This is a genomic window from Streptomyces sp. NPDC030143, assembly GCF_055573695.1.
In genome coordinates, this window is sequence record NZ_JBVIAY010000002.1 from 398645 (window position 1) to 423377 (window position 24733).

A 24733-nucleotide genomic window follows, 5' to 3' on the forward strand; every position below is an offset into this window, starting at 1 on the left:
CCTGTTTCTACGGGCGTAGAGGCTCTGACGTCCCGTCGAAGGAGCAGCTCATGGCCAACGTCGTACGTGCCGCCCTGGTCCAGGCCACCTGGACCGGCGACACCGAGTCCATGGTGGCGAAACACGAGGAGCACGCCCGCGAGGCGGCCCGGCAGGGCGCGAAGGTCATCGGGTTCCAGGAGGTCTTCAACGCTCCGTACTTCTGCCAGGTCCAGGAGCCGGAGCACTACCGCTGGGCCGAGCCGGTCCCCGACGGGCCGACCGTGCGGCGTATGCAGGACCTCGCCCGGGAGACGGGCATGGTGGTCGTCGTCCCGGTCTTCGAGGTCGAGCAGTCCGGCTTCTACTACAACACCGCGGCCGTGATCGACGCCGACGGCACCTACCTCGGCAAGTACCGCAAGCACCACATCCCGCAGGTCAAGGGCTTCTGGGAGAAGTACTACTTCAAGCCGGGAAACCTGGGCTGGCCCGTCTTCGACACGGCCGTCGGCAAGGTCGGCGTGTACATCTGCTACGACCGGCACTTCCCGGAGGGCTGGCGGCAGCTCGGGCTCAACGGCGCCCAGCTCGTCTACAACCCCTCCGCCACCCACCGCGGACTGTCCGGCCACCTCTGGCGGCTGGAGCAGCCGGCCGCGGCCGTCGCCAACGAGTACTTCGTCGCCGCGATCAACCGGGTCGGCGTCGAGGAGTACGGGGACAACGACTTCTACGGGACGTCGTACTTCGTCGACCCGCGCGGACAGTTCGTCGGCGAGGTAGCCGACGACAGGACCGAGGAGCTGCTCGTCCGCGACCTCGACTTCGGCCTCATCGAGCAGGTGCGGCACCAGTGGGCCTTCTACCGCGACCGCCGCCCCGACGCCTACGAGGGACTGGTGCAGCCGTGAGCAACGACCTCCACGCACGCCACCGCAGCGTCCTGCCGGACTGGCTCGCCCTCTACTACGACGACCCGCTGGAGATCACCCACGGCGAGGGCCGCCACGTCTGGGACGCGCAGGGCAACCGCTACCTCGACTTCTTCGGCGGCATCCTCACCACGATGACCGCGCACGCCCTGCCCGAGGTGACCAAGGCGGTGAGCGAGCAGGCCGGGCGGATCATCCACTCCTCCACGCTCTACCTCAACCGGCCCATGGTGGAACTCGCCGAGCGCGTCGCGCGGCTGAGCGGCGTCCCGGACGCCCGCGTCTTCTTCACCACCTCCGGCACGGAGGCCAACGACACCGCCCTGCTGCTGGCCACGACCCACCGCCGCAGCAACACGATCCTGGCGATGCGCAACAGCTACCACGGCCGCTCCTTCAGCGCGGTCGGCGTCACCGGCAACCGCGGCTGGTCCCCGACCTCCCTCTCACCGCTCCAGACCCTGTACGTCCACGGCGGCGTGCGCACCCGCGGCCCGTACGCCGCGCTGGACGACGCCGGGTTCATCGCGGCCTGCGTCGAGGACCTCAGGGACCTCCTCGGCCACACCCGCCGGCCCGCCGCGCTGATCGCCGAGCCCATCCAGGGCGTCGGCGGCTTCACCTCGCCCCCCGACGGCCTGTACGCGGCCTTCCGCGAGGTGCTCGCCGAGCACGGCGTCCTGTGGATCGCCGACGAGGTGCAGACCGGCTGGGGCCGCACCGGCGAGCACTTCTGGGGCTGGCAGGCACACGGCAGGAACGGCCCGCCCGACATCGTCACCTTCGCCAAGGGCATCGGCAACGGCATGTCGATCGGCGGTGTCGTCGCCCGCGCGGAGATCATGAACTGTCTCGACGCCAACAGCATCTCCACCTTCGGCGGCACCCAGATCACCATGGCGGCCGGTCTCGCCAACCTCGCCTACCTGCTGGAACACGATCTCCAGGGCAACGCCCGACGCGTCGGCGGACTGCTCGCCGAACGACTGCGGGCCGCCGCCGCCCAGGACCCGGGGGTCCGGGAGGTGCGCGGACGCGGACTGATGATCGGCATCGAGCTCACGCGGCCCGGCACCGACGAGGCCGACCCGCAACGGGCCGCCGCCGTCCTGGAGGCGGCCCGCGCCGACGGTCTGCTGATCGGCAAGGGCGGCGGACACAGCACCACCGCCCTGCGCGTCGCCCCGCCGCTGTCCCTGACCGTCGCGGAGGCCGAAGAGGGCGCCGCGATCCTCGAAGGCGCGCTGAGGAGCACCCGGTAGCAGCACCGTGAGCAAGGGAACCACGCCATGACCACCACCTCGGAGCACCGGGCGCCCGCGGAGCCCCTGGAACCCGCCCTGTCGGTCCGCCAGGTCCTCTCCCTGGAGCGCGTGCTGGCCGGCGAGCCCGAGGTGGTCGCCGGCGCGGCCCAGCTCGACCGGCCGGTGCGCTGGGTGCACGTCGCCGAGGCCGCCGACGTCGGCGTGATGCTCAGCGGCGGCGAGATGGTGCTCACCACCGGTGTCCTGCTCGCCGGCGACGAGGGCAAGCAGGCCGAGTACATCCGCTCCCTGCACCGCGCCGAGGCCGCCGCCGTCGTCCTGGGCCTCGGACGGGCCTTCCCCGTCACACCGGACGTGATGCGGCGCGCCGCCGAACGGTGCGGGCTGCCGATGGTCGTCCTGCACCGGCCGTTCCCCTTCGCCGAGCTCACCGAGGAGGTGCAGTCCCGGCTCGTGCGCCGCAAGTTCGCCGCCGTCAGCCTCTCGGAGGCCGTCCGCACCGCCCTGACCGGACTCATCACCGCCGGCGCCCCGCTGCAACACCTCCTCGACGAGGTCGCCCAGCACAGCGCCTGTCCCGTCGTCGTCACCAACCTCGCCCACCGGGTGCTGGCCACCGCGGGGGAGCGGTCCGCGGTCGACGACGTGCTGCGTGACTGGGAGCGCATCGCCCGCCAGGCCGGCGGCGGCGAGGGCGACGGCTGGATCCGCGCCGAACTGGGCGGGCGCGGCGAACGCTGGGGGCAGATCGTGCTGTGCGGGTACCGCGGCGACACCGCCGGCGGACGGCTCCTCGCCGACCGGGCCGCCGAGGCCCTCGTGCTGCACCGCATGCTCGGCGGCACCGCCGCCCACACCTGGGAGGAGCAGTCCGCGCAGGGACTGCTCACCGACCTGGTCTGCGGCGTCGTACCGGCCCGTCAACTGCTTCCGCGGGCACGGGCGGCCGGGCTGCCGGTCAACCGGCGCACCTTCGTGCCGCTCGTCGTGCGCGACGGCGACCTCGCCCGGCTCGACCGGGTGCTGCGCCTGCTGGGGCTGCCCGGGCTGGTCGCCGAGCTCGCCGACGGGGCCACGGCGGTGCTGCTCAGCCTCGCCCGCGACCAGGACGCCGAGGCGCTCGCGGAACACTTCGCGGCCCGGCTGCGCACCGAGTCCGGGGAGACGGGGACCGTCGTCGCCGCGGCCGACGCCCGCACCGTGTGGGACGACGTGCCCGCCGGGCTGCGCGAGGCCCGGCACGTCGCGGACGCCGTCGCCGACTCCTCGGCCGCCCTCGACCTCCCGGCCGTCGTCCGCCTCAAGGACGTCCACCTGCGCGGTCTGATCCGGCTGCTGCGGGACGACCCGCACGTGCAGTCCTTCGCCGAACGCGAGCTGGACGGACTGCTGTGCGCGGCCGGCGACGACCTGCTCGCCGTCCTGCGCACCTACCTGGCCACCGGCCGCAACAAGTCGCGCACCGCCCAGCTCCACCACGTCTCCCGGCCGGCGCTGTACCGCCGGCTGGAGGCGATACAGGCCCGCCTCGGCGTCGATCTCGACGACTTCGAACAGGCGGCCTCGGTGCACATCGCGCTCCTCGCGCACGACGCGCAGCAAGGCTGACCCCGCACCCGGTGCAACAGCAGTGAAACCTGGAACGACCTGCGAAAACGGTGGTGAAACATGGGCCCACGAAGACGTGACACGGTGGCACGCCGCACGTCCGCAGACGTGACACCGTGCCACTCAAAGCCCGCTCCGGGACTTCCTAGCCTTCTCGCACACCGAGCGACCGGAGGTCCCGATGAGCCAAGTGATCCGTGCCGCCGTCTTCCAGACGGCGTGGACCGGAGACAAGGAGTCGATGATCCGGGTGCACGAGCAGGCGGTGCGCGACGCGGCCGCCCAGGGCGCCCGAGTCCTGTGCTTCCAGGAGCTGTTCTACGGACCGTACTTCTGCCAGGTCCAGGACCCGGCGTTCTACGAGTACGCCGAGCGGATCCCGGACGGCCCGATCGTCGAGCGCTTCCAGGCCCTGGCCCGCGAGCACCGCATCGTCCTCGTGCTGCCGATGTACGAGGAGGAGCAGCCCGGCGTCCTCTACAACACCGCGGCCGTGATCGACGCCGACGGTACCTACCTCGGCAAGTACCGCAAGCACCACATCCCGCAGGTCAAGGGGTTCTGGGAGAAGTTCTACTTCCGCCCCGGCAACGCCGGCTGGCCGGTCTTCGACACCGCCGTGGGCCGGATCGGCGTGTACATCTGCTACGACCGCCACTTCCCGGAGGGCTGGCGCGCGCTGGGGCTGGAGGGAGCCGAGATCGTCTTCAACCCCTCGGCGACCTCCCGCGGCCTGTCCGCCTACCTGTGGCAGCTGGAGCAGCCGGCGGCGGCCGTCGCCAACGAGTACTTCGTCGGCGCGATCAACCGGGTCGGCGTCGAGGAGCTCGGCGACAACGACTTCTACGGGACGAGCTACTTCGTCGACCCGGAGGCGCAGTTCGTCGGGGAGGTGGCGAGCGACAAGGAGACCGAACTCGTCGTCCGCGACCTCGACATGACCAAGCTGCGCGCGGTGCGCGACCGCTGGCAGTTCTACCGCGACCGTCGCCCGGACGCGTACGGCCCGCTGACCGCACCGTGAACCCGGTGCCCCCCGTGTCCCCGCAGCGGCGCGGCCCTTCGGGGACGCGGGGCAGCGCCCCCGTGCGGCGTCGCCGCGGGGCGCGACCAGCCGCACCCGACCCGCATCTGCCGACCACGACCCAGCGGAGCGTCACCGTATGAGCAGCCGTACCGTCATCCGCGGCGGCCTCGTCATCACCGCGTCCGACGAGATCCACGCCGACGTGCTGATCGAGGACGGCCGTATCGCCGCCCTCGCCGCGTCCGGCACCCCGGCCGCCGAGGCCTGGAGTGCCGAGCCGAGCGGAACGGGGACACCCCCGCCCGGAGGGTGGGGGAGGGTCATCGACGCCACCGGGAAGTACGTGATCCCGGGCGGAGTCGACGCCCACACCCACATGGAGCTGCCCTTCGGCGGCACCTTCGCCTCCGACACCTTCGAGACCGGCACCCGGGCCGCCGCCTGGGGCGGTACGACCACCATCGTCGACTTCGCCGTGCAGGGCGTCGGCCGCACCCTGCGCGAGGGCCTGGACACCTGGCACGCCAAGGCCGAGGGCAACTGCGCCATCGACTACGGCTTCCACATGATCGTCTCCGACGTGAACCGGGAGACGCTCAAGGAGATGGACCTGCTGGTGGAGGAGGGGGTGACCTCCTTCAAGCAGTTCATGGCCTACCCCGGGGTCTTCTACTCCGACGACGGCCAGATCCTGCGCGCCATGCAGCGCTCCGCCGACAACGGCGGACTGATCATGATGCACGCGGAGAACGGCATCGCCATCGACGTCCTGGTCGAGCAGGCGCTGGCACGCGGCGAGACGGACCCCCGCCACCACGGCGAGGTCCGCAAGGCGCTGCTGGAGGCCGAGGCCACCCATCGCGCCATCCGGCTGGCGCAGGTCGCGGGCGCCCCGCTCTACGTCGTGCACGTCTCGGCGATGGAGGCCGTCGCCGAGCTGGCCCGGGCGCGCGACGAGGGTCTGAACGTCTTCGGCGAGACCTGCCCGCAGTACCTGTTCCTGTCCACCGACAACCTCGCCGAGCCCGACTTCGAGGGCGCCAAGTACGTGTGCAGCACCCCGCTGCGGCCGCGCGAACACCAGGCGAAGCTGTGGCGCGGGCTGCGCACCAACGACCTCCAGGTCGTCTCCACCGACCACTGCCCGTTCTGCTTCGTGGGGCAGAAGGAACTCGGACGGGGCGACTTCTCCAAGATCCCCAACGGTCTGCCGGGCGTCGAGAACCGGATGGACCTGCTCCACCAGGCCGTCGTGGAGGGGCACATCTCGCGCCGCCGCTGGATCGAGATCGCCTGCGCCACCCCGGCCCGCATGTTCGGCATGTACCCGAAGAAGGGCACCATCGCCCCGGGCGCCGACGCGGACGTCGTGATCTACGACCCGCACGCCGAGCAGGTCCTGTCCGCCGACACCCACCACATGAACGTCGACTACTCGGCGTACGAGGGCAGGCGGGTCACCGGCCGCGTCGAGACGGTCCTGTCGCGGGGCGAACTCGTCATCACCGAGCGGGAGTACACCGGACACGCCGGCCACGGCGTCTACACCCCGCGCTCCACCTGTCAGTACCTCACCTAGGGAGTGGCGCCATGGACTTCGGACTCGTCCTGCAGACCGACCCGCCGGCCTCGAAGGTCGTCAGCCTGATGCAACGGGCCGAGCGCAACGGCTTCACCCACGGCTGGACCTTCGACTCCGCCGTGCTCTGGCAGGAGCCGTTCGTGATCTACAGCCAGATCCTGTCCAACACCACGAAGCTGAAGGTCGGGCCGATGGTCACCAACCCGGGCACCCGCACCTGGGAGGTCACGGCCTCCACCTTCGCCACCCTCAACGACATGTTCGGAAACCGCACGGTGTGCGGCATCGGCCGCGGCGACTCCGCGATGCGCGTCGCCGGCCGCAAGCCCAACACGCTGGCCCGCATCAGCGAGGCGATGAAGGTCGTCCGCGCCCTGGGCCGGGGCGACGAGGCCGACCTCGGCGGCACGGTGATCAGGTTCCCGTGGATCCGGCCGGGCGCCGAACTCCCGGTCTGGATGGCCGCCTACGGCCCGAAGGCGCTGAAGATGACCGGCGAGGAGGCCGACGGGTTCATCCTCCAGCTCTCCGACCTGTACCTCACCGAGTACATGGTGAAGGCCGTGAAGGACGCGGCCGTCGCCGCCGGACGCGACCCGTCGGAGGTGACCGTCTGCGTCGCCGCCCCCGCCTACGTCACCGACGACGACTCGCCCGAGGCGCTCGCCCACGCGCGCGAGCAGTGCCGGTGGTTCGGCGGGATGGTCGGCAACCACGTGGCCGACCTCGTCGCCAAGTACGGGGAGCACTCGTCGGCCGTCCCCGAGGCACTCACCGACTACATCAAGGCCCGCGAGGGCTACGACTACTCCCACCACGGGCGCGCCGACAACCCCGACACGGCGTTCGTCCCCGACGAGATCGTCGACCGGTTCTGCGTCGTCGGACCGGTCGAGAAACACATCGAGAAGCTGAACGCACTGCGCGCACTGGGCGTCGACCAGTTCGCCGTCTACGACATGCACGACGCGCGGGAAAAGGTCATCGACGCGTACGGCGCGACGGTGATCCCCGCCGTGAACGGCTGACCCCCCCCGAGGACCCACCCCGACCCCCCACTCCAGATCTCCCCTCCTCCGCCGTCCCGGAGGAGGGGGCCGGAGACCCGCACGGCCTTTCCGGATCCACCCCTCGTTTGATTGGCCTGCCCATGACCGACACCGCGCCCACGGCGATACCGCCGGCCTCCCAAGTCACCCTCGCCGACGGCCGGGTGGAGATCGCTCCTGGTTCGCCGCAGCCCAGCGGCCCCTACGCCAACGAGGACCTGCTCCCGGTCCCCGTAGAGAAGCGCACCTGGACCACGTACAACTTCTCCGCGCTGTGGGTCGGCATGGCCCACAACACGGCGTCGTGGACGCTGGCGTCCGGTCTGATCGCCGTCGGCATGGACTGGAAGCAGGCGGTGTTCACCATCGCGCTGGCCAATGTGATCGTGCTGGTCCCGATGCTGCTGACCGGGCACGCGGGACCCAAGTACGGCATCCCCTTCCCGGTGTTCGCGCGGGCCTCCTTCGGCATCCGCGGCGCCAACCTGCCTGCCGTCGTACGGGCGTTGGTGGCGTGCGGCTGGTTCGGCATCCAGACCTGGATCGGCGGCGAGGCGATCTACTTCCTCGCCGGGAAGCTGATCGGCAACGGCTGGACGGACGCCGGGAGGATCGGCGGCTACGCCTGGACCATGTGGCTGTCGTTCGCGATCTTCTGGGCGATCCAGGTCGCGATCATCTACCGGGGCATGGAGACGATCCGCCGCTTCGAGAACTGGGCGGCACCCTTCGTCCTCGTCGGCGCGCTGGTGATGCTGGTCTGGATGAGCGACAAGGCCGGCGGCTTCGGTCCGTTGCTCGACCAGCCGTCCAGGCTCGGCTGGGGCGGCGACTTCTGGAAGCTGTTCTGGCCGTCCCTCATGGGCATGATCGGCTTCTGGTCGACGCTGTCGCTGAACATCCCGGACTTCACCCGGTACGGCAGGTCGCAGAAGGCGCAGACATGGGGTCAGGCACTGGGCCTGCCGACCACCATGACGCTCTTCGCCCTGTTGTCGGTGATGGTGACCTCCGGCTCGCAGGCGGTGTACGGCGAGACGATCTGGGACCCGGTCCAGCTCGCCGCCAGGACGGACAACGTGGTCGGCCTGCTGTTCGCGCTGGTCACGGTCCTGGTGGCGACCCTGTCCGTGAACATCGCGGCCAACCTCGTCTCACCGGCCTTCGACTTCTCCAACGTCGCGCCCCGGCGGATCAGTTTCCGCGCCGGCGCGCTCGCCACCTGCGTGCTGGGCGTGCTGATCTTCCCGTGGAAGCTGTACTCCGACCCGCAGGGCTACATCTTCACCTGGCTCGGCCTGGTCGGCGGTCTGCTCGGCACGGTCGCCGGCATCCTCATCGCCGACTACTGGATCCTGCGCCGCGCCCGGCTCGACCTGACCGACCTGTACCGCACGGGCGGCCGCTACTGGTACGACGGCGGCTGGAACTGGCGGGCCGTCGTGGCCTTCGTGGTCGGCGGTGTCCTCGCAGTCGGCGGCGCCAGCTTCAAGCCGCTGATCGACGGCCGGCCCGTCCCCGCACTGGAGCCGCTCGCCGACTACGGCTGGGCGGTGGGCCTGGGCACGTCGATGGTGCTGTACCTGGCGCTGATGCTGCTCGCGGGCCGGGAGAGGACCGGGGTCTGACCCGGGCGACGGCACCGACGGAGCCCTGGTAGCCGAGCTACCAGGGCTCTTCGGCAACGCGGGGCGAGGTGCGGTACCGGGCCGCGCGGCCCAGGCGGGCAGGGTGCAAGGACCCCTCAGAGCGCCCCGGCGGCCTTCAGCGAAGCCACCGCTTCCTTCGCCGCCTTGATGGCGCCCTTGTTGATCTCGTCGATGCCGGGCGCCTTCTTCGTCTCGAAGTCGCTGCCGTTGTACGTGACGACCACCAGCGCGTTGGCCACCCGGGCGATCACCGTGCCCTCACGGGTCTGCTGCTTGTCCTCCGTGGAGAGGTTCACCACCGAATAGCCCTCGTCGCCGAGACCCGGGACGGCTCCGCCGCCGCTCTTCTCCCCGGTGCGTTCCTGGTACGAGGTCCGCGCCGCCTCGTCGGAGTCCATCAGCTCGAAGGAGACGTCGAGCCAGCGGTAGTCGTAGCCCTTGAGCGCGTTCCAGGAGCAGGTGCGGCGCAGGGTGGTGTCCGTCGACGGGATCTCCTTGCCCGCCGCCTTGGCACCCGGCACCAGCGAGGACACCGTCTTCGCTGCCACGCTCGCGCAGGGCGCGGGCGCGGTGGCGTACGTCTTGGTCACGGCCGTGGAGGAAGGGGCGGACGCCGACCGGGACTGGGTCTTCTGCGTGTCCTTGGCCGCGGTCTCCTGCGACGGGACGAGCGGACCGGACGACAGCGCCCAGCCGGCGCAGGCGAGCACGGCCACGGGGGACAGGCGCGCGGTGAGGGCGAGCGGCAGCGGGAGAGAGCGCACGGCGCACTTTCGTGGGGGACGGTGCGGACGGAGTCCGCGATGCGGACAGGGACGCCAGTGTCACACGACTCCCCGTGGGGCGGAAGGGCGAACTCGCTGCGTGGCGGGGCGGTGACGGCACGCGCGGGGACGGCGGGTCACGGGGAGGGGACATGTCCGTTTCGCGGCCGCCGGGACCCGGTCGCCCGAGTGCACCGGGACGGTCTCCGCCGCGGCGAGAGGGCGGGAACCGCCCCCGGCGGGCGGGGACTCCGCCCGGACCGCCGGTGCGTACGATCACGAGGTCGGTCGCCGCGCAGTGAGGAGCCCGCCCGTGTTCACCACCCGCCCCACCCTCCAGGGCACCTTCGGCATGGTGTCCTCCACTCACTGGCTGGCCTCCCAGTCCGCGATGGCGGTCCTGGAGGACGGCGGCAACGCCTACGACGCCGCCGTGGCCGGCGCCTTCGTGCTGCACGTCGTCGAACCCCACCTCAACGGGCCCGCCGGCGAGGTCCCGATCCTGCTCGCCCCGGCCGGCGGCGCGGTGCGGGTGCTGTGCGGGCAGGGCGTCGCCCCGGCCGGCGCCACCGTCGCGCACTACCGCTCGCTCGGCCTGGACCTCGTGCCCGGCACGGGCCCGCTGGCCGCCGCCGTCCCCGGCGCGTTCGACGCCTGGATGCTGCTGCTGCGCGACCACGGCACCAAGCCGCTCGACGACGTCCTGAAGTACGCCGTCGGCTACGCCGAGCACGGGCACGCGCCCGTGGAGAACGTCGGCGCGACCGTCGAGACGGTCCGGGAGCTGTTCGAGACGGAGTGGACCTCCTCGGCCGAGGTGTACCTGCCCGGCGGGAAGCCGCCCCGGCCCGGCACACTGCTGCGCAACCCCGCCCTCGCCGCGACCTGGAAGCGGCTGCTCGCCGAGACCGCCGGCGCCGGCGGCCGGGAGGCGCGGATCGACGCGGCGCGCGAGGTGTGGCGGACCGGGTTCGTCGCCGAGGCGCTCGTGCGGCAGGCGGGACGGCCGACGCGGGACACCAGCGGCGAGCGCCACACCGGCACGCTCACGGCCGCCGACCTGGCCGGCTGGTCCGCGACCTACGAGGCGCCGGCGACGTACGACTGGAACGGCTGGACCGTGTGCAAGGCCGGGCCGTGGAGCCAGGGCCCGGTCCTCCTCCAGCAGCTCGCCCTGCTCCCGCCCGACCTGCCCGCGTACGGTTCCGCCGACTACGTCCACCTGCTGGTCGAGGGTTGCAAGCTCGCGATGGCCGACCGTGAGGCCTGGTACGGGGACGCCGCCGAGGTCCCGCTGGAGGAACTGCTGTCGCCCGGGTACAACGCCGGCCGGCGGCAGCTGATCGGCGACAGCGCCTCCTACGAGCTGCGGCCCGGCGAGCCCGGCGGGCGCACCGCGCGACTGAGCGCCCACGCGCGCGCGGTGGCCGCCGACGAGCCCGGCCCGCACCCCCCGGGCGCGGGGGAGCCGACCGTGGCGAAGAGCCCGCTCTCCCCGGTGCCGGGCGAGCCGGAGGTCACCGCCGGGGGCGCCGTGCGCGGCGACACCTGCCACCTCGACGTCGTCGACCGCTGGGGCAACATGGTCGCCGCCACGCCCAGCGGAGGCTGGCTCCAGTCCAACCCGGTCGTGCCCGAGCTGGGCTTCCCGCTGGGCACCCGGCTGCAGATGGCCTGGCTGGAGGAGGGACTGCCGAACTCGCTCACGCCCGGCCGCCGCCCGCGCACCACCCTCACCCCCTCGATCGCCCTGCGCGACGGCGTCCCCGTGCTGGCCTTCGGCACCCCCGGCGGCGACCAGCAGGACCAGTGGCAGCTGCACTTCTTCCTCGCCGTCGCCCTGCGCGCGCGGGTGCGCGGCGGCCTCGACCTCCAGGGCGCCGTCGACGCGCCCAACTGGCACAACGACGGCTTCCCCGGTTCCTTCTACCCGCGCGGCACGCGCCCCGGCAGCGTGACCGTCGAGTCCCGCATGCCCGCGGGCGTCGTCGAGGAGCTGCGCCGCCGCGGGCACGACGTCACCGTCGGCGACGCCTGGTCCGAGGGCCGCCTGTGCGCCGTCGCCCGCGACCCCGGGACGGGCGTGCTGTCGGCGGCGGCCAACCCGCGGGGCATGCAGGGGTACGCCGTGGGGCGGTGAGCCACGGCGGGTGTTCATCCCGATTCCACCCGGTGTGCACCGGCCGGGCGGGGATTGTCAGTGGGGCGTGGTCTCATGGGGGGCATGATCGAAGACACGGAAACCATCGACGAGTTTCTCGGCCGCCACTCGACCGACGTGGAGGAAGCGGTCCGCAAGGCCGCCGCGGCCGAGATCATGCCCCGCTTCCGGCAGCTCGCCGACCACGAGGTCGACCAGAAGAGCGGCCCCCACGACCTGGTGACGGACGCCGACCGCAACGCCGAGCTGTACCTGACGGAAGCCCTCGGCGCCCTGCTGCCCGGCTCGGTCGTCGTCGGCGAGGAGGCCGTCCACGCCAATCCGGTCACCTACGAGGCGATACGGGGCGACGCCCCCGTCTGGATCGTCGACCCGGTCGACGGCACACGGCAGTTCGTCCACGGCGACGACGGCTTCTGCACCCTGGTCGCCCTCGCCCGGCACGGCGTCGTGCTCGCCTCCTGGACGTACGCGCCGGCCCGCGACCAGCTGGCCACGGCCGTGCGCGGCGGCGGCGCCTTCCTGGACGGCGAGCGGCTGTTCGCCGGCCCGCCCGAGCCCGGCCGCGACCTCACGGTGGCCACCTCCCACCCCGACTACACCACCGACGCGGAGAAGCACGCCCTGCTCGGTCTGTGGACCGACGGCGTCGCACCGCGGCCGTGCGGATCGGCGGGCCTGGAGTACCTCGCCGTCGCCCGGGGCGCATCGGACGCCACGGCCTTCTCCTGGGAAGCCGCCTGGGACCACGCGGCAGGCCTGCTGCTCGTCGAGGAGGCAGGCGGCGCGCACCTCACCCTCACCGGGGAGCCGTTCCGCATCACCGGCGGCAACACCCTGCCGTTCACGGCGGCCCGGGACGCGGCGACGGCGCGCCGTGTGGCGGGACTGCTGGCGGCCGGGCGCAGCTGACCTGCGGGCCCGGGCGTCCCGCTCGTGTTGCCCACCTGGCCGCCCGCGGCGTCGGACCCCCGGCATATCCTGATCCCCAGGCCACCGGCTGACGAAGGGGTCCGAAGTGCCGTCGATGCTCGATGCGGTCGTGGTGGGAGCGGGGCCCAACGGGCTGACCGCCGCCGTGGAACTGGCCCGTCGCGGGTTCTCCGTGGCGCTGTTCGAGGCGCGGGACACCGTCGGCGGGGGAGCGCGCACCGAGGAACTCACCCTGCCCGGCTTCCGCCACGACCCCTGCTCGGCCGCGCACCCCCTCGGCATCAATTCCCCGGCGTTTCGCGCGATGCCGCTCGAGCGTCACGGGCTGCAATGGCTGCACTCCGAGCTGCCCATGGCCCACCCCTTCCCCGACGGCAGCGCCGCCGTGCTGTCCCGGTCGGTCGCCGAGACCGCCGCCTCGTTCGGGCCGCGCGACGCGGGCGCCTACCGCCGGCTGGTCGAGCCGTTCCTGCCCAAGTGGGACACGCTCGCCCGCGACTTCATGTCGCTGCCGCTCACCGCGCTGCCGCGCGACCCGGTCACCCTCGCCCGCTTCGGCCTCGTCGGTCTGCCGCCGTCGAGCTGGCTGATCCGCCGCTTCCGCGACGAACGGGCCAGGACCCTCTTCGCCGGCCTCGTCGGGCATGTCATGGCCCCGCTCAGCGGATTCGCCACCGGCGCGATCGGCCTGGTCTTCGCCCTCGCCGCGCACGCCCGCGGCTGGCCGGTGGCCCGCGGCGGCTCCCAGTCCGTCTCCGACGCCCTCGCCTCCTACCTGAAAGACCTCGGCGGCACGATCCACACCGACTACGAGGTCAAGCGCCTCGACGACCTGCCGCCCGCCCGCGCGTACGTCTTCGACACCTCGCCCACCGCCCTGGCCCGCATCGCCGGCCTCGGCCGCTCCTACGAGGGCTACCGGTACGGCCCAGGCGTCTTCAAGATCGACTACGCGCTGGACGGCCCGGTGCCGTGGACCGCGACGGAGGCCCACCACGCGACCACCGTGCAGATCGGCGCCGACAGCGCGGAGATCGACACCGCTCTGCGCGCGGTGTCCCGGCAGGGCCGCGCCCCCGACCGGCCGTTCATGATCACCGTGCAGCCCAGCGTCGTCGACCCCACCCGCGCCCCCCGGGGCAAGCACGTCTTCTGGGCTTACGGCCACGTACCCAACGGCTGGACCGGCGACCTCACCGACGCCCTCGAACGCCAGCTGGAACGCTTCGCCCCCGGCTTCCGCGACCGCGTCCTGGCCCGCGCCACCGCCGGCCCGCCCGAACTCGCCGCGCGCAACGCCAACTACGTCGGCGGCGACATCGGCACCGGCGCGGTCTCCGGCCTGCAGATCATGCTGCGCCCCAAGCTGTCCCTGTCGCCCTACGGCACCCCCCACCCGGCCGTCTTCCTCTGCTCCCAGGCCACCCCGCCCGGCCCCGGCGTGCACGGCATGTCCGGGCACAACGCGGCGAAGGCGGTGTGGCGCAAGCTGCGGCGCCAGGAGCGGTAGCGCCACCGGCCGGCCGCGGTGGGCGCTCGTCAGCGGCCGGGGGCCGTGGGCGGCCGGGGCGTTGCCCGCGCCCCGTCCGGTCGCGCGGGCGGCGCGATTCCCGCGCCCGTGCGGGTTCCGGGACGCCGTCCCGCCGGGCTTCGGCTCCCTGCTGGTAGACAGGTCGCCATGACCACCATCACCCTCGTCCTGGGCGACATCACCCGGCAGAGCGTCGACGCCGTCGTGAACGCCGCGAACTCCTCCCTCCTCGGCGGCGGGGGCGTCGACGGCGCCATCCACCGCCGGGGCGGGCCCGCCGTCCTCGCCGAGTGCCGCAGGCTGCGTGCCGGCCACTACGGCAAGGGACTGCCCACCGGCCGGGCCGTGGCCACCACCGCCGGGAACCTCGACGCGCGCTGGGTGATCCACACCGTGGGACCCGTGTACGACGCGAGCGAGGACCGCTCCGCACTGCTCGCCTCCTGCTACCGCGAGTCCCTGCGCGTCGCCGACGAACTCGGCGCCCGCACGGTCGCGTTCCCCGCCGTCTCCACCGGCGTCTACGGCTGGCCGATGGACGACGGCGCCCGGATCGCGGTGGAGACCGTACGGACCACGCCGACCGCCGTCGAGGAGGTCCGGTTCGTCCTCTTCGACGAGCGGGCCCACGAGGCGTTCGCCGCCCAACTCCGCTGATCCGAACCGTCCTTCCCAAACAGGGCACACCGGGCACCAGGTCCGCCATACTGTGGGCACGCACGGACGGGACGCACGGGGGGCGGGTCACCGGTGGCGGGTATCGAGGAAGCGGCACGGCTGATCCGGCACTTCTGCTGCGACGAGCACACCGCTCGTTACGGCCCCTACGAGACGGTCGTCCCCGACGGCGACCCCGACGTACGGGAGGTGCTGCCCGGTCAGCTCTACGCCTGCCAACTGCTCGAGGGCGACGCGCTGACCGCGCGGATCGTCGACGTCTCCGTCCACCTCGGGCTCTCCGACCTCGGCGGACTCATGTGGGACCAGGAGGTCAGAGCGCTGTCCCGGCTGTCCGGTCTCGCCCACCCGGCCCTGCCCGAGCTGCTCGGCGGCGGGTACCAGGAGCGGGAGACGGTGGCCGCGGCCGGCGTCGACGTCGACGGCGTCGCCTTCGTCGCCACCGAAGGCTCCGACTACACCCTCGCCACGTACGGGACCTCCGCCTACCGCGAGGACCGCATCGAGGCGCTGCGCCAGTTCGAGCACCTCGCCGACGGCCTCGCCGTCCTGCACGACCTCGGGCTGACCCACCGCAACCTCTCGCCCGACAGCGTCGACGTCGTCGACGCCCACCTCGGCACCCCCCGGCTGCGGCTGGCACGGTTCGAGATGAGCGCCTTCGTCTCCAGCCTCCTCGACGGCGGCCCCACCCTCGACTCGCGGACGGCGCCCGACACCCTGCGCCGGCTCTTCCTCGGCGGCGGGCCCCGCGCCCTCGCCTACATGCCGCCCGAGAAGTGGCGGTTCCTGCTGCCGCTCGACGACGAGACGCCCACCGCCCAGGAAGGCGCGACGGCCGACGTCTACAGCCTCGCCGTCATGGCGTGGGAATGGTTCGTCGGTCCCCTCCCCACGGACCTCGTCCCCGACCGGCTGCCCGAGACCGAGGAGCAGCGGCGGACCGCGCGCGCCCTGCTCGGGCGCCTCGGGAACCACCTCCGCGACACCCTGCGCACCGCCGACCTGCCCGCCGACCTCGGCGCCCTGCTGCAGCGGATGCTGGACCCCGACCACGCGGGGCGCCCCGGCTCCACCGAGGTCGTCAACGAGCTCAGCGAGAGCCACGACAGCAACGTCGTCGGACTCGGCGGGGCCACGAGCAGCCGGCCCTACCTGCTGGCGTTCATGCCCGACAAGAGCGACGAGACGCTGGGGCGGTGGGAGTGGCTGACCTTCGACGCCGACACCGACGAAGGCATCCGGGAGATCGCCGAGCTGCTGCGGGCCGACCTCAAGAAGGCCACCGTGCGCTACTCGGAGGACGGCGCCGCCCCCTTCGTCGGCGGCGGGTCCACCGAGGCCAAACGCCTCGCCACCACCGTGCTGGTCGGCGAACGGGCCGTGTGGTTCGGCCAGTTGCTGCGGCCCCCGAACACCGGGCACGGACTGGGCGCACCCATGCCCGAGGTGCTCGTCATCAAGTACGTCGCCCAGCGCGACGCGCCCGTGACCGGTGACCGGCTGAGGACCCTGGAGGCCGTGTCCCGCTCGCGCTGGCTGCGCGAGGTCCAGCCCATCGACTACCGGATGCCGCAGCTCCGGCTCAACGCGCTGCGCCGCGACCGGCCCTCCTGGCAGGACCTCATCGACTCGGTCAGACCCGTGGGCGCCAAGTCGGAGGCACAGCTCGACTACCAGCGGGCCATCGACTGGCTCCTGGAGTTCCAGGGAGTCGAGCTCCAGGCCCGCCGCTACCCCTACAGCACGGACCCGGGCGCCGAGGGCAGGCGGGGCGCGGAGATCCTCGTCCACTGGGACCGCGAGCGGGACAAGGACCGCATCTACCGGCGGGCCCTGCTCGCCAAGTTCGCCCGCCAGGCCGACCTGCGCCCCGCCTTCGGGGACTTCTTCGGGCGGCTGGAGAACGAGGAGAGCGGCACCGCCGAGGTCGAGGTCTACGACAGCGAGAGCGACCGCAAACCGGCCAGCGTCCCCGGCATCCTCGCCCAGGTGGTGCGGCGCGAGGGCCAGGACCGGATCGTGCTGCGCTGCCGCCCGGGGCAGCGGCTGCCCGCCCGGGGCTGGATCAGGCCCGCCGACGACATCGGCACGGAGGTGGTGCTGAGCCGTCAGGCCGAGGCCCGTTTCGAACTGTTCGCGCTCGCGCCCCTGACCTCGCGGCTGCGCAACCCCACCGCGATCCGCACCCTGCCCCACCGCTGGAAGGACGCGGGGGAGGGGCTGTTGAAGGGCGGCCGCCAGGCCGTCCAGGACATCCTCACCCACCAGCCGTTCTTCGCCCTGCAAGGGCCGCCCGGCACCGGCAAGACCACCGTCACCTCACGGGCCGTCGCCGCCTACCTCAAGCAGGAGCGCACCCACCGCATCCTGGTCTCCGCCCAGTCCAACTTCACCCTCGACAACCTCGCCGCCCGCATCCTGAAGGACATCGGCGCCCGCGACGACGACGGCCCCACCGACCACCGCCGAGACGTGCCCATCGCCCTGCGCATGGTGTCCCAGCGCAGCACCCCCGACGAGGTGGTCCGACCCTGGCTGCGCGACGACCTGGTGGTGCGCCGCTCCCGTCAGATGCGCGCCGAGATGGAGCGCACGCTCGCCGCCGGCGTCGACGAACGGCTGCGGCCCGTGCTCGAACACTGGCGCAACCTGCTGGCCAAGCAGGACGGCCACTCCATCCTCCCGGAGCTGGGCGACCGTCTGCAACGCGGCGCGAACATCGTCTTCGCGACCTGCGCCACCGCCACCCCCCGCAACCTCGGCACCGCCGGCGGCGCCTCCGCCTTCGACTGGGTGATCGTGGAGGAGGCCGCCAAGGCCTGGCCGACGGAACTGGCCATCCCGCTCGTGCGCGGCACCCGCTGGACGCTGATCGGCGACCACTTCCAACTGCCCGCCCACCGCCGCGACGAGGTCGTGCGCTTCCTGGACGCCTGCGTGGGCGACCCCAACGCCGCCATCGCGGTCGCCGGCGACCAGCGGCAGAAGTACCTGGAGGCCTTCGACCTCTTCCGCAACCTCTTCGAGGAGAAGCCCGGCGCCCCCCGCGAACGCCCCGTCGCCATGCTCTCCACCCAGTTCCGCATGCGCGAGGCCATCGCCCAGATCGTCAGCCGCGTCTTCTACCCCCGCGCTCTCGAGGCGGGCGAGACCGCACCCGACGACGGACTGCGGCCCGGCGGCCTCGCCACCCACCACGACGAACAGCCCTCCCCCCTGCGCGAGCCCTACTGGCTGCGGGAACGGTCGCTGGTCTGGGTCGACACCGCCCGCCTGCCGGGCTGCGTCGAGGAACCCCACTGGCGCAACGAGGGCGAGGCGGCCGTCGTACGGGCCATCGTCGCGTCGATGGACCCCGTGCCCGCCCCCGGCCAGGACGGCTACAGCGCCGAGCCGCTCGCCGTGCTCACGCCCTACCGCCAGCAGGCCGAGGAACTGCGCCGCGACGTCACCCTCTCCCGGTACGTGCAGACCGTGCACGCCTTCCAGGGGCGCGAGGCCGACATCGTCGTGGTGTCGCTGGTGCGCAACCGGGTGCGCGGCGGTGGCAGCGCCGCCGAGAGCTACGGCCACCTCAGCCACCGCGACCTCATCAACGTGCTGTTCTCACGCGCCCGGCAACTGCTGGTGATCGTCGGCGACTACGGGCACTTCTCCCGGTTCGCCGACGCCGACGACCCGTTCTGGCGGGAGGTCTGCCAGGCCGTCGACCACTACGGGCACGTCTACGACGCCGCCGCCGTCCTGCCGGAGGTGGCGGGATGAACAACGTCACCACCGTGTACGTCCCCTGCGACGTGGTCCGCGTCCAGGTCCGCCTGGGCTACGGAGACTCCCTCTCGCCGATGGAGGAGCTGGTCCTGCGCGCGGTCCACGCCGGCCTGGACGAGGTCCCCGAACTGGCCCGCCGGCTGGTCCTCGGCGACCGCCTCGTCCGCGACCTCGTCTACGACCTGTGGCGGCAGGGCCATCTGCTCCTGGACACGGCCCGCGGCACGGTCGCCGTCTCCCGCACAGTCGCCCGGTGCCTCGACACCGACGACCTCCAGCGGCTGCGCGGAGCCGAGACGGTGCAGGAGGCCCGGGACCTGATGATCGAGAAGCTGGCGCTGCGGGTCCTGCCCGCCTCCGGCTGGAACCGGCCGCCCAACCCCCGGCTCGTCGTCCCGCTCGACGGCCTGCGGGTGAACCTCGCCGACGCCCCCGAGACCCATGTGCTCCAGGCGCTGCGCGAGTCGCTGCAACGGAGCGAACGCCAGCACGACACCCTCGTCGACGGCGCCCCGGTGGCGGCGCCGCCCCGCGCCCGGCACGTCCAGTCGTACCGGATGCCCCCGCCCGGACTGCGCACGGTCACCGGGCGCCGCTGGCTCGACCTCAAGGTGGCCTCCCACTGGGACGACGACCTCGAGCAGCTGACCGTCACCGTCGTCGACGACCGCATGCCCGCCGAACTGCGCGAGACCGCATCCCAGCGCCTCACCCAGCTCGGCTTCGAACAGCCGCGCAGCGCCCTCTTCGTGGAGCTGCGCCGACAGGCCCAGAGCACCCTGGCCGAACCGCCGTCGGCCCCCACGGCCCTCGCCCGGCTCGCCCGGCGCGTCGCCCAGGCCCCCGGCATCCCCGCCGGCCAGCGTCGGTCCTGGCACCTGGAGATGGCCGACGACGCCCGCCAGCTCGACGGTCTGCTGCGGGCGCGCGTCGAGCGGGAGATCGCGGTGCGGATCGTCGACGGCGCGGACCAGACCCGCACCCTGGAGGCCCTCATCGCCGGGGCCCGCCGGCAACTCGTCATCGTCAGCCCCTGGATCCGCTACCCCGCGCTCAGCCGCCACCTCGACGCCCTGGCCGCCGCCGTCCGCCGGGGCGTCACCCTCGTCCTCGTCTGGGGGCCGGCGGCCGACCGCACCTACGAGGACACCATCGACGAGCAGACCCGCAACGCCCTGGAGGACCTGGCCCGCGGCGACGACGGCGCCGTCGTACGCCATGTCGTCCTGCCCCGCACCAGCAGCCGCACCCACGCCAAACTCGTCGTCGCCGACCACCGCACCGCGTTCGTGACCAGCCGCAACCCGCTGTCCTCCGACGGCTCGCGGCCCGACCTCGGCGTCGAGCTCACCGCCGCGGACGGCGCGGGCGAGACGGTGATCCGCGAACTGCTCGACTGGGTCCGCACGGTCGTCCCCTCCTACGAGCACAGCCAGGTGGTCCGCACCCGCCCCCCGGCCGCCGGCCCCCGGGAGAGCGACCGGCCCCCCGCACCGGCCGAGGCACAGGAGCCGCCGGAGGCCGACATCGAGCCTCCCGAGGAGGAGACGGCCACCGAAACTGCCGTACGGCTGTGGGTGGGCGACTGGCAGGACCACATCAGCCGCTGCCGTGCCTTCCTGGACAAACGCGCCCTTCCCTCCGCCCGCCCGGTGACCGACTCCTCCCACCGCACCCTGCTGCGCAGTGCCCTCAACCGGGCCGAGTACCGGCTGGTCATCGCCTCGGGAGGACTGTCCGACGAAGCCGTCGACCAGGGCTTCCTCACCGCGCTGAAGAGCTGTCTGCAACGGGGCGTGCAGGTGACGCTCGTCCACCCCGGCGCGCCGCCCGGTCCGGCCCGCGACCACTGGCAGCGGGCCCGGACCGCACTCGAGGGGCTGCGCGGGGAGTTCCCGGACACGCTCACCCTGATCGGCGACGGAGCCAACCACGCCAAGGCCGTCGTCTGGGACGACGAGGTCGTCGTCGGAAGTTTCAACTACCTTTCCTTCGAAGGCCGTTACGGGCGGCGGTGGCTCTCGTCCGAGCTGGGCGTACGGCTGACCGGCGCCTCCGTCGCCGACGCCGTGGCCCACGCCCTGGGAGCCGCCCCGGTCCTGCGTCCGCTGCCGGTGACCGACCCGGTCCCCGCCGCGCCCGGACCGGCCTTCCGCAGCGCCCGGCTGCTGCTGGAACAGCGCCACGACGACGGCACGCCGGACGCCGCCGGCATCCGGCGGGTCCTGGCCGAGGCCGCCGACCCGTGGGAGGTCCTGGACAGCCTGGGCGACGACGCGCCCACCGACCTGTTGCGCATCGTCGCCGCCCGCTGCCTCACCGCCGCCGCAGCCGGCCCGGTCGCCGGTGCCGCCGGGTCCGACGCCGCCGCTGCCGCCCGGCGCCGCCGTTGGACCGGCTGGCTCGTGCGGGACCGGTGGGCGGACCGGGCCTTCGTGGAGGCCGCGGTCCTGCGCCACACCCTGGACGACGAGGACCTGCGGCCCCGGCGCGGCCTCGCCCTGCTCGCCGCCGCGCGCGGCACCCCCCGGATGCCCGAGGCGATCGAGAACCTCGTCCTGTCCGACATGACCCGCGAGGAACACGTGCCGACGCTGCTGGCCGCGGCCGGCGCCGTGCTCCTCGGGGGCAGTCAGGACGCCGCGGACGTCCTGAGCGCGTTCCTCGCCGAACGCGCCGTGGGCGTCTGGCGCGAGCTCGCCGTGCGCACCGGCCGGTACTGGACGGACAGTTACGTGCCCGTGCCGATGGACGTCGTCCGCAGCGACCTGCGCAGCACCGGCGAGGACCGGTCGCGGGCACAGGCCTGGGAGGCCCTGGAGCGGCTGCTCGACCACGCCCGCTCCAGCACCTTCGAGAACACCGTGAGCAACCGCACCCACCGGGCCCTGTTCGACCGGGAGGGCGGAGAGTTCGCCGTCCTGACCGACATCGTCGCCGCACGGGCTTCCGCCCGGCTGCTGGCCTGGCGCTCCGCCCCGGCCGTCCAGGACCTGACCCGGCTGGTGGAGCGGGTCGGCGCCGAGGTGTCCCCGGGGCATCCGCCGATGCACGGCGACCACCTCAAGCGCTACCTGAAGCGACTGGAGCCGGTCCTCGACCAGGCGGCGACCGTGGTGCAGCTGTCCACGGCCGGCGCGTCCCGGCCCAAGGACCGGCCCCTGGAGGCGGCACAGGAGTTCGGCGACTGGCTGGCCGCCTCCTGGGCGGCCCTGACCGAGGCGACGGCCGCCCTGCCCGGCGCGGAGGGCCGGCTCGCCGACGTCTTCCTCGCGGACCTGGAGGAACTGGCCCGATGGAGAGCAGCATGACCGAGCCGCTCGCCTCGATCCTCGCCGCATGGCCCGGACGCTGGCGCCACCCCGATCTCGCCGACGCCCTCTCCCGCCCGGGGCCCTGCCCCCTCGACGAGGCCGCCGCACACGTCCTGGCCGGACTGGCCGACCCGTTGACCACGGCCGAGGGCGTCGAACGGCTGCTGGAGGCAGGACACTTCGAACTCGTCGACGAGTTCCTGGCCGAGTGCGCGGCCGACGGACCGGCACGGCGGGACGCCTCGCCCGTCGACCCCGGGAGCATCCAGGACGCGCTGACCGCGGCCCGCGCCACCGCCCGCGCCGAGGTGGAACGCGAGCGCGCCCTCCTCGCCGAGCGGGCGATCCGCGCCGGACTGCGCCCGGCCCCGCTGCCCGACCTCACCGACGAGGTCCATCTGCGTACTACACGGGCGCGCGCCCTGCTCGACCTTGAGCGGGCGGACCGCATCGAGCCGGCCGAGAAGAAGCTGCGGGATGACCTCGAACGGCAGCTCGCCGGGACCTCCGAGGACGCGGTGGACCACGAGGCCGTACGGGCCTGTCTCGCCGCCGGGGAGTTCCCCACCGCCCGGCTGCTGCTGGAGTCCCGGCGCCCCGACCAGGAGGGCGGCCCCTCGGCGGTGCCCCGCCCGCCCACCTGGGACCCCGACCTCGGCAGCGGCCTGGGGGAGATCCTGCCGTACTACACCGAGGAGTCCCGCGCGCTGCCGCACCACCGGCTGCGGCGCTTCACCGACGTCGGCGACACGGGCCGGGAGACCGTCCGGGCACTGCGCGACCTCGCCGCCCGTCCGCAGCCCTCGACCGCCGGCGCGTTCGCGACCGCGCTGTGCCGGCTGCTCGGCGAGGACGTGCGCTTCCCCGTCACCGCCCGCGACGGCGGTTTCCACACCGCCTTCGTCGGACTGAACGACGCCCGGCTGCCCCGCACCACGCTCAGCGGGGACACCGGCGTCACCCTGTGGATCGGTGACGGGCGCACCCCGCCCCCGGAGGACCTGCCCCGGCCCCTGGTGTGGTTCCGCACCACCGACCCGCGGCGCGCACCCGCCCGTCGCCCCGACGGCGTCGCCGTCGTCACCGCTACCGACCTGCTCTGCCTGCTCGCCCGCCCGGCGGCCGGCACCCCCGCCGGTCCCGCCACCCGCCGGGTGAACCTGCTGCGGCTGCTCGTCCCCCAGCTCGGCATAGACGCGATCACCGACCCCGACAGCGGTCTCACGCTCGGCAGGGGCGTGCCGCCGCGCGAAGGCCTGGCCTGGCTGCTGGACCTGTGCGCCGTCTCGGCCGAGACCGTGGTCATGGACACCCTCCACCACGAGACGGGAGCCCACCCGGTGATCCTGGCCCGGCTCCTGAGCGACCTGCTGTCCGCACTGCCGTCCCCGCGCACACTGACCCTGGACGCGCTGGCCACCGTGCGCAACCGCACCACCCGCGACGGCCTGCGCGCCGCGCTGAGCGAACCGCTGCGGCTGAACGAGCGCGCCGTCCTCGGCATCGCGTACGCCCTCCACCACCAGGTGCGCTTCGACGCCGCCGACCTGGCGGCGGACCTGTCCTTCTTCGACGTGCCCCCGGAGTTCGCCACCGAGACGGCACGGCTGCTCGACGGGGAGGCCGCGCTCGCGCACCTCGCCGCCCGGGGGCTGCTGCGCGCCGACGGCCGGGCCTGGGCCACGCTCCGCTCGGGGCTCGGACGTCTGCTGGCCGAGGAGGCCGAGGAGCTGGCCCGCACCTCGTTGCGGGCGCTGCTGGAACGGGTGGAGCAGGCCGACGCCCATGCCCGCGTCGCCCTGACCGACCAGGCGATGACGGTCATCGGACACCGCAACGACAACCGCGTCGCGAGCATCCTCGACGACCTCGGCCGGCTGGAGAACTCCCTGCCGTCCGAGGCGCGGGACGTCCTGGAGCGGGTCCGGGACCGGGCACGCCAACTGCGCGGCGAGCAGTACCGCGACGCCCTGGCCGGTTTCCTGCGGCCGGCCGAGCGCCGGGACCTGGCGGAGACGGCGCACGAACTCGCCACGGCCGTCCAGCACGAGTACGGCGTGCAGATCGACGTCTGGCAGCCGGCGCCCGGACCGCTGCCCGTCCACGCGGTGAAGGCGTACGTCGCGATCGCCCTGGAGAACCTGCTCATGAACGCGGCGCAGGCCCTGCGCACCGTCGACGACGGCCGGGAGAAACGGGTCGTGGTCAGGCTGGGGGGCGCGGACAGCGGCCCCGACGGCGGGGAGGGACGCTGGTGCGTCGTCGACGTCGAGGACAGCGGGCCCGGTCTGACCGAGGAGGAACGCGCCGCGCTGCGCGTGGGCCGCAGCTTCTCCCGCAACGGCAGCGGCGGATCGGGCCTGGCGCTGGCCCGCAAGCTGGTGCGGGAGTGCCGGGGCGCGATCGAGATCCTGGAGGGGTCCCCGCTGGGTGGCGCCCATCTCAGGGTGTGGCTGCCGCGCGCCTCCTGACGGCGGGCGGTGC

The 24733-nt window shown here is 73.4% G+C and carries 15 protein-coding genes; 14 read left to right on the plus strand and 1 reads right to left on the minus strand.

Features of this window, described 5'->3' with window-relative positions:
• Positions 1 to 50 precede the first annotated feature (50 nt).
• The 7 genes from ACZ4YY_RS04895 (at position 51) to ACZ4YY_RS04925 (ending at position 9073) form a co-directional block, all read left to right on the plus strand.
• Complete coding sequence (locus ACZ4YY_RS04895) at positions 51 to 893, plus strand: nitrilase-related carbon-nitrogen hydrolase (protein WP_468283876.1); 843 nt, start codon at positions 51 to 53, stop codon at positions 891 to 893.
• On the plus strand, positions 890 to 2176 hold the full coding sequence (locus ACZ4YY_RS04900) for an aspartate aminotransferase family protein (protein WP_468283878.1): 1287 nt from the start codon (positions 890 to 892) through the stop codon (positions 2174 to 2176). The genes ACZ4YY_RS04895 and ACZ4YY_RS04900 overlap by 4 nt, the downstream gene beginning before the upstream one ends.
• Before the next feature lie 27 nt (positions 2177 to 2203).
• Positions 2204 to 3787, plus strand: a complete 1584-nt coding sequence (locus ACZ4YY_RS04905) for a PucR family transcriptional regulator (RefSeq protein WP_468283879.1) — start codon at positions 2204 to 2206, stop codon at positions 3785 to 3787.
• 181 nt (positions 3788 to 3968) lie between these two features.
• Positions 3969 to 4811, plus strand: a complete 843-nt coding sequence (locus ACZ4YY_RS04910; protein ID WP_468283881.1) for a nitrilase-related carbon-nitrogen hydrolase — start codon at positions 3969 to 3971, stop codon at positions 4809 to 4811.
• A 139-nt stretch (positions 4812 to 4950) separates the two neighbouring features.
• Positions 4951 to 6393, plus strand: a complete 1443-nt coding sequence (hydA, locus tag ACZ4YY_RS04915) for a dihydropyrimidinase (protein ID WP_468283883.1) — start codon at positions 4951 to 4953, stop codon at positions 6391 to 6393.
• An 11-nt stretch (positions 6394 to 6404) separates the two neighbouring features.
• Entirely contained in the window at positions 6405 to 7424 is a 1020-nt protein-coding gene (locus ACZ4YY_RS04920) for a TIGR03842 family LLM class F420-dependent oxidoreductase (protein ID WP_468283885.1), read from the plus strand.
• Between the two features lie 122 nt (positions 7425 to 7546).
• On the plus strand, positions 7547 to 9073 hold the full coding sequence (locus ACZ4YY_RS04925; RefSeq protein WP_468283887.1) for an NCS1 family nucleobase:cation symporter-1: 1527 nt from the start codon (positions 7547 to 7549) through the stop codon (positions 9071 to 9073).
• Between the two features lie 116 nt (positions 9074 to 9189).
• Here the strand turns inward: ACZ4YY_RS04925 and ACZ4YY_RS04930 are convergent, their stop codons facing one another.
• The gene (locus tag ACZ4YY_RS04930; RefSeq protein ID WP_468283889.1) at positions 9190 to 9858 is read right to left on the minus strand and encodes a hypothetical protein; all 669 of its coding nucleotides are present in this window, start codon (positions 9856 to 9858) and stop codon (positions 9190 to 9192) included.
• A gap of 313 nt (positions 9859 to 10171) precedes the next feature.
• Here ACZ4YY_RS04930 and ACZ4YY_RS04935 point away from each other — a divergent pair, with 313 nt between their 5' ends.
• From ACZ4YY_RS04935 to ACZ4YY_RS04965, 7 genes are all read left to right on the plus strand, one after another.
• A complete protein-coding gene (locus ACZ4YY_RS04935; RefSeq protein ID WP_468283891.1) occupies positions 10172 to 11998 on the plus strand; it encodes a gamma-glutamyltransferase family protein in 1827 nt (608 codons plus the stop codon).
• An 84-nt stretch (positions 11999 to 12082) separates the two neighbouring features.
• Entirely contained in the window at positions 12083 to 12931 is an 849-nt protein-coding gene (locus ACZ4YY_RS04940; protein WP_468283893.1) for an inositol monophosphatase family protein, read from the plus strand.
• 115 nt (positions 12932 to 13046) lie between these two features.
• Positions 13047 to 14462 carry a phytoene desaturase family protein gene (locus tag ACZ4YY_RS04945; RefSeq protein WP_468283895.1) on the plus strand — a complete coding sequence of 472 codons (1416 nt, stop codon included), beginning with the start codon at positions 13047 to 13049 and terminating at the stop codon, positions 14460 to 14462.
• A 168-nt stretch (positions 14463 to 14630) separates the two neighbouring features.
• The gene (locus ACZ4YY_RS04950; protein ID WP_468283897.1) at positions 14631 to 15140 is read left to right on the plus strand and encodes an O-acetyl-ADP-ribose deacetylase; all 510 of its coding nucleotides are present in this window, start codon (positions 14631 to 14633) and stop codon (positions 15138 to 15140) included.
• Positions 15141 to 15233: 93 nt separating this feature from the next.
• Positions 15234 to 18929 (plus strand): AAA domain-containing protein, encoded by a 3696-nt coding sequence (locus ACZ4YY_RS04955; protein ID WP_468283899.1) that lies wholly within the window; start codon positions 15234 to 15236, stop codon positions 18927 to 18929.
• Entirely contained in the window at positions 18926 to 22246 is a 3321-nt protein-coding gene (locus ACZ4YY_RS04960) for a phospholipase D-like domain-containing protein (protein ID WP_468283901.1), read from the plus strand. The genes ACZ4YY_RS04955 and ACZ4YY_RS04960 overlap by 4 nt, the downstream gene beginning before the upstream one ends.
• Complete coding sequence (locus ACZ4YY_RS04965; protein ID WP_468283903.1) at positions 22231 to 24720, plus strand: sensor histidine kinase; 2490 nt, start codon at positions 22231 to 22233, stop codon at positions 24718 to 24720. The genes ACZ4YY_RS04960 and ACZ4YY_RS04965 overlap by 16 nt, the downstream gene beginning before the upstream one ends.
• The last annotated feature ends 13 nt before the right edge of the window (positions 24721 to 24733 follow it).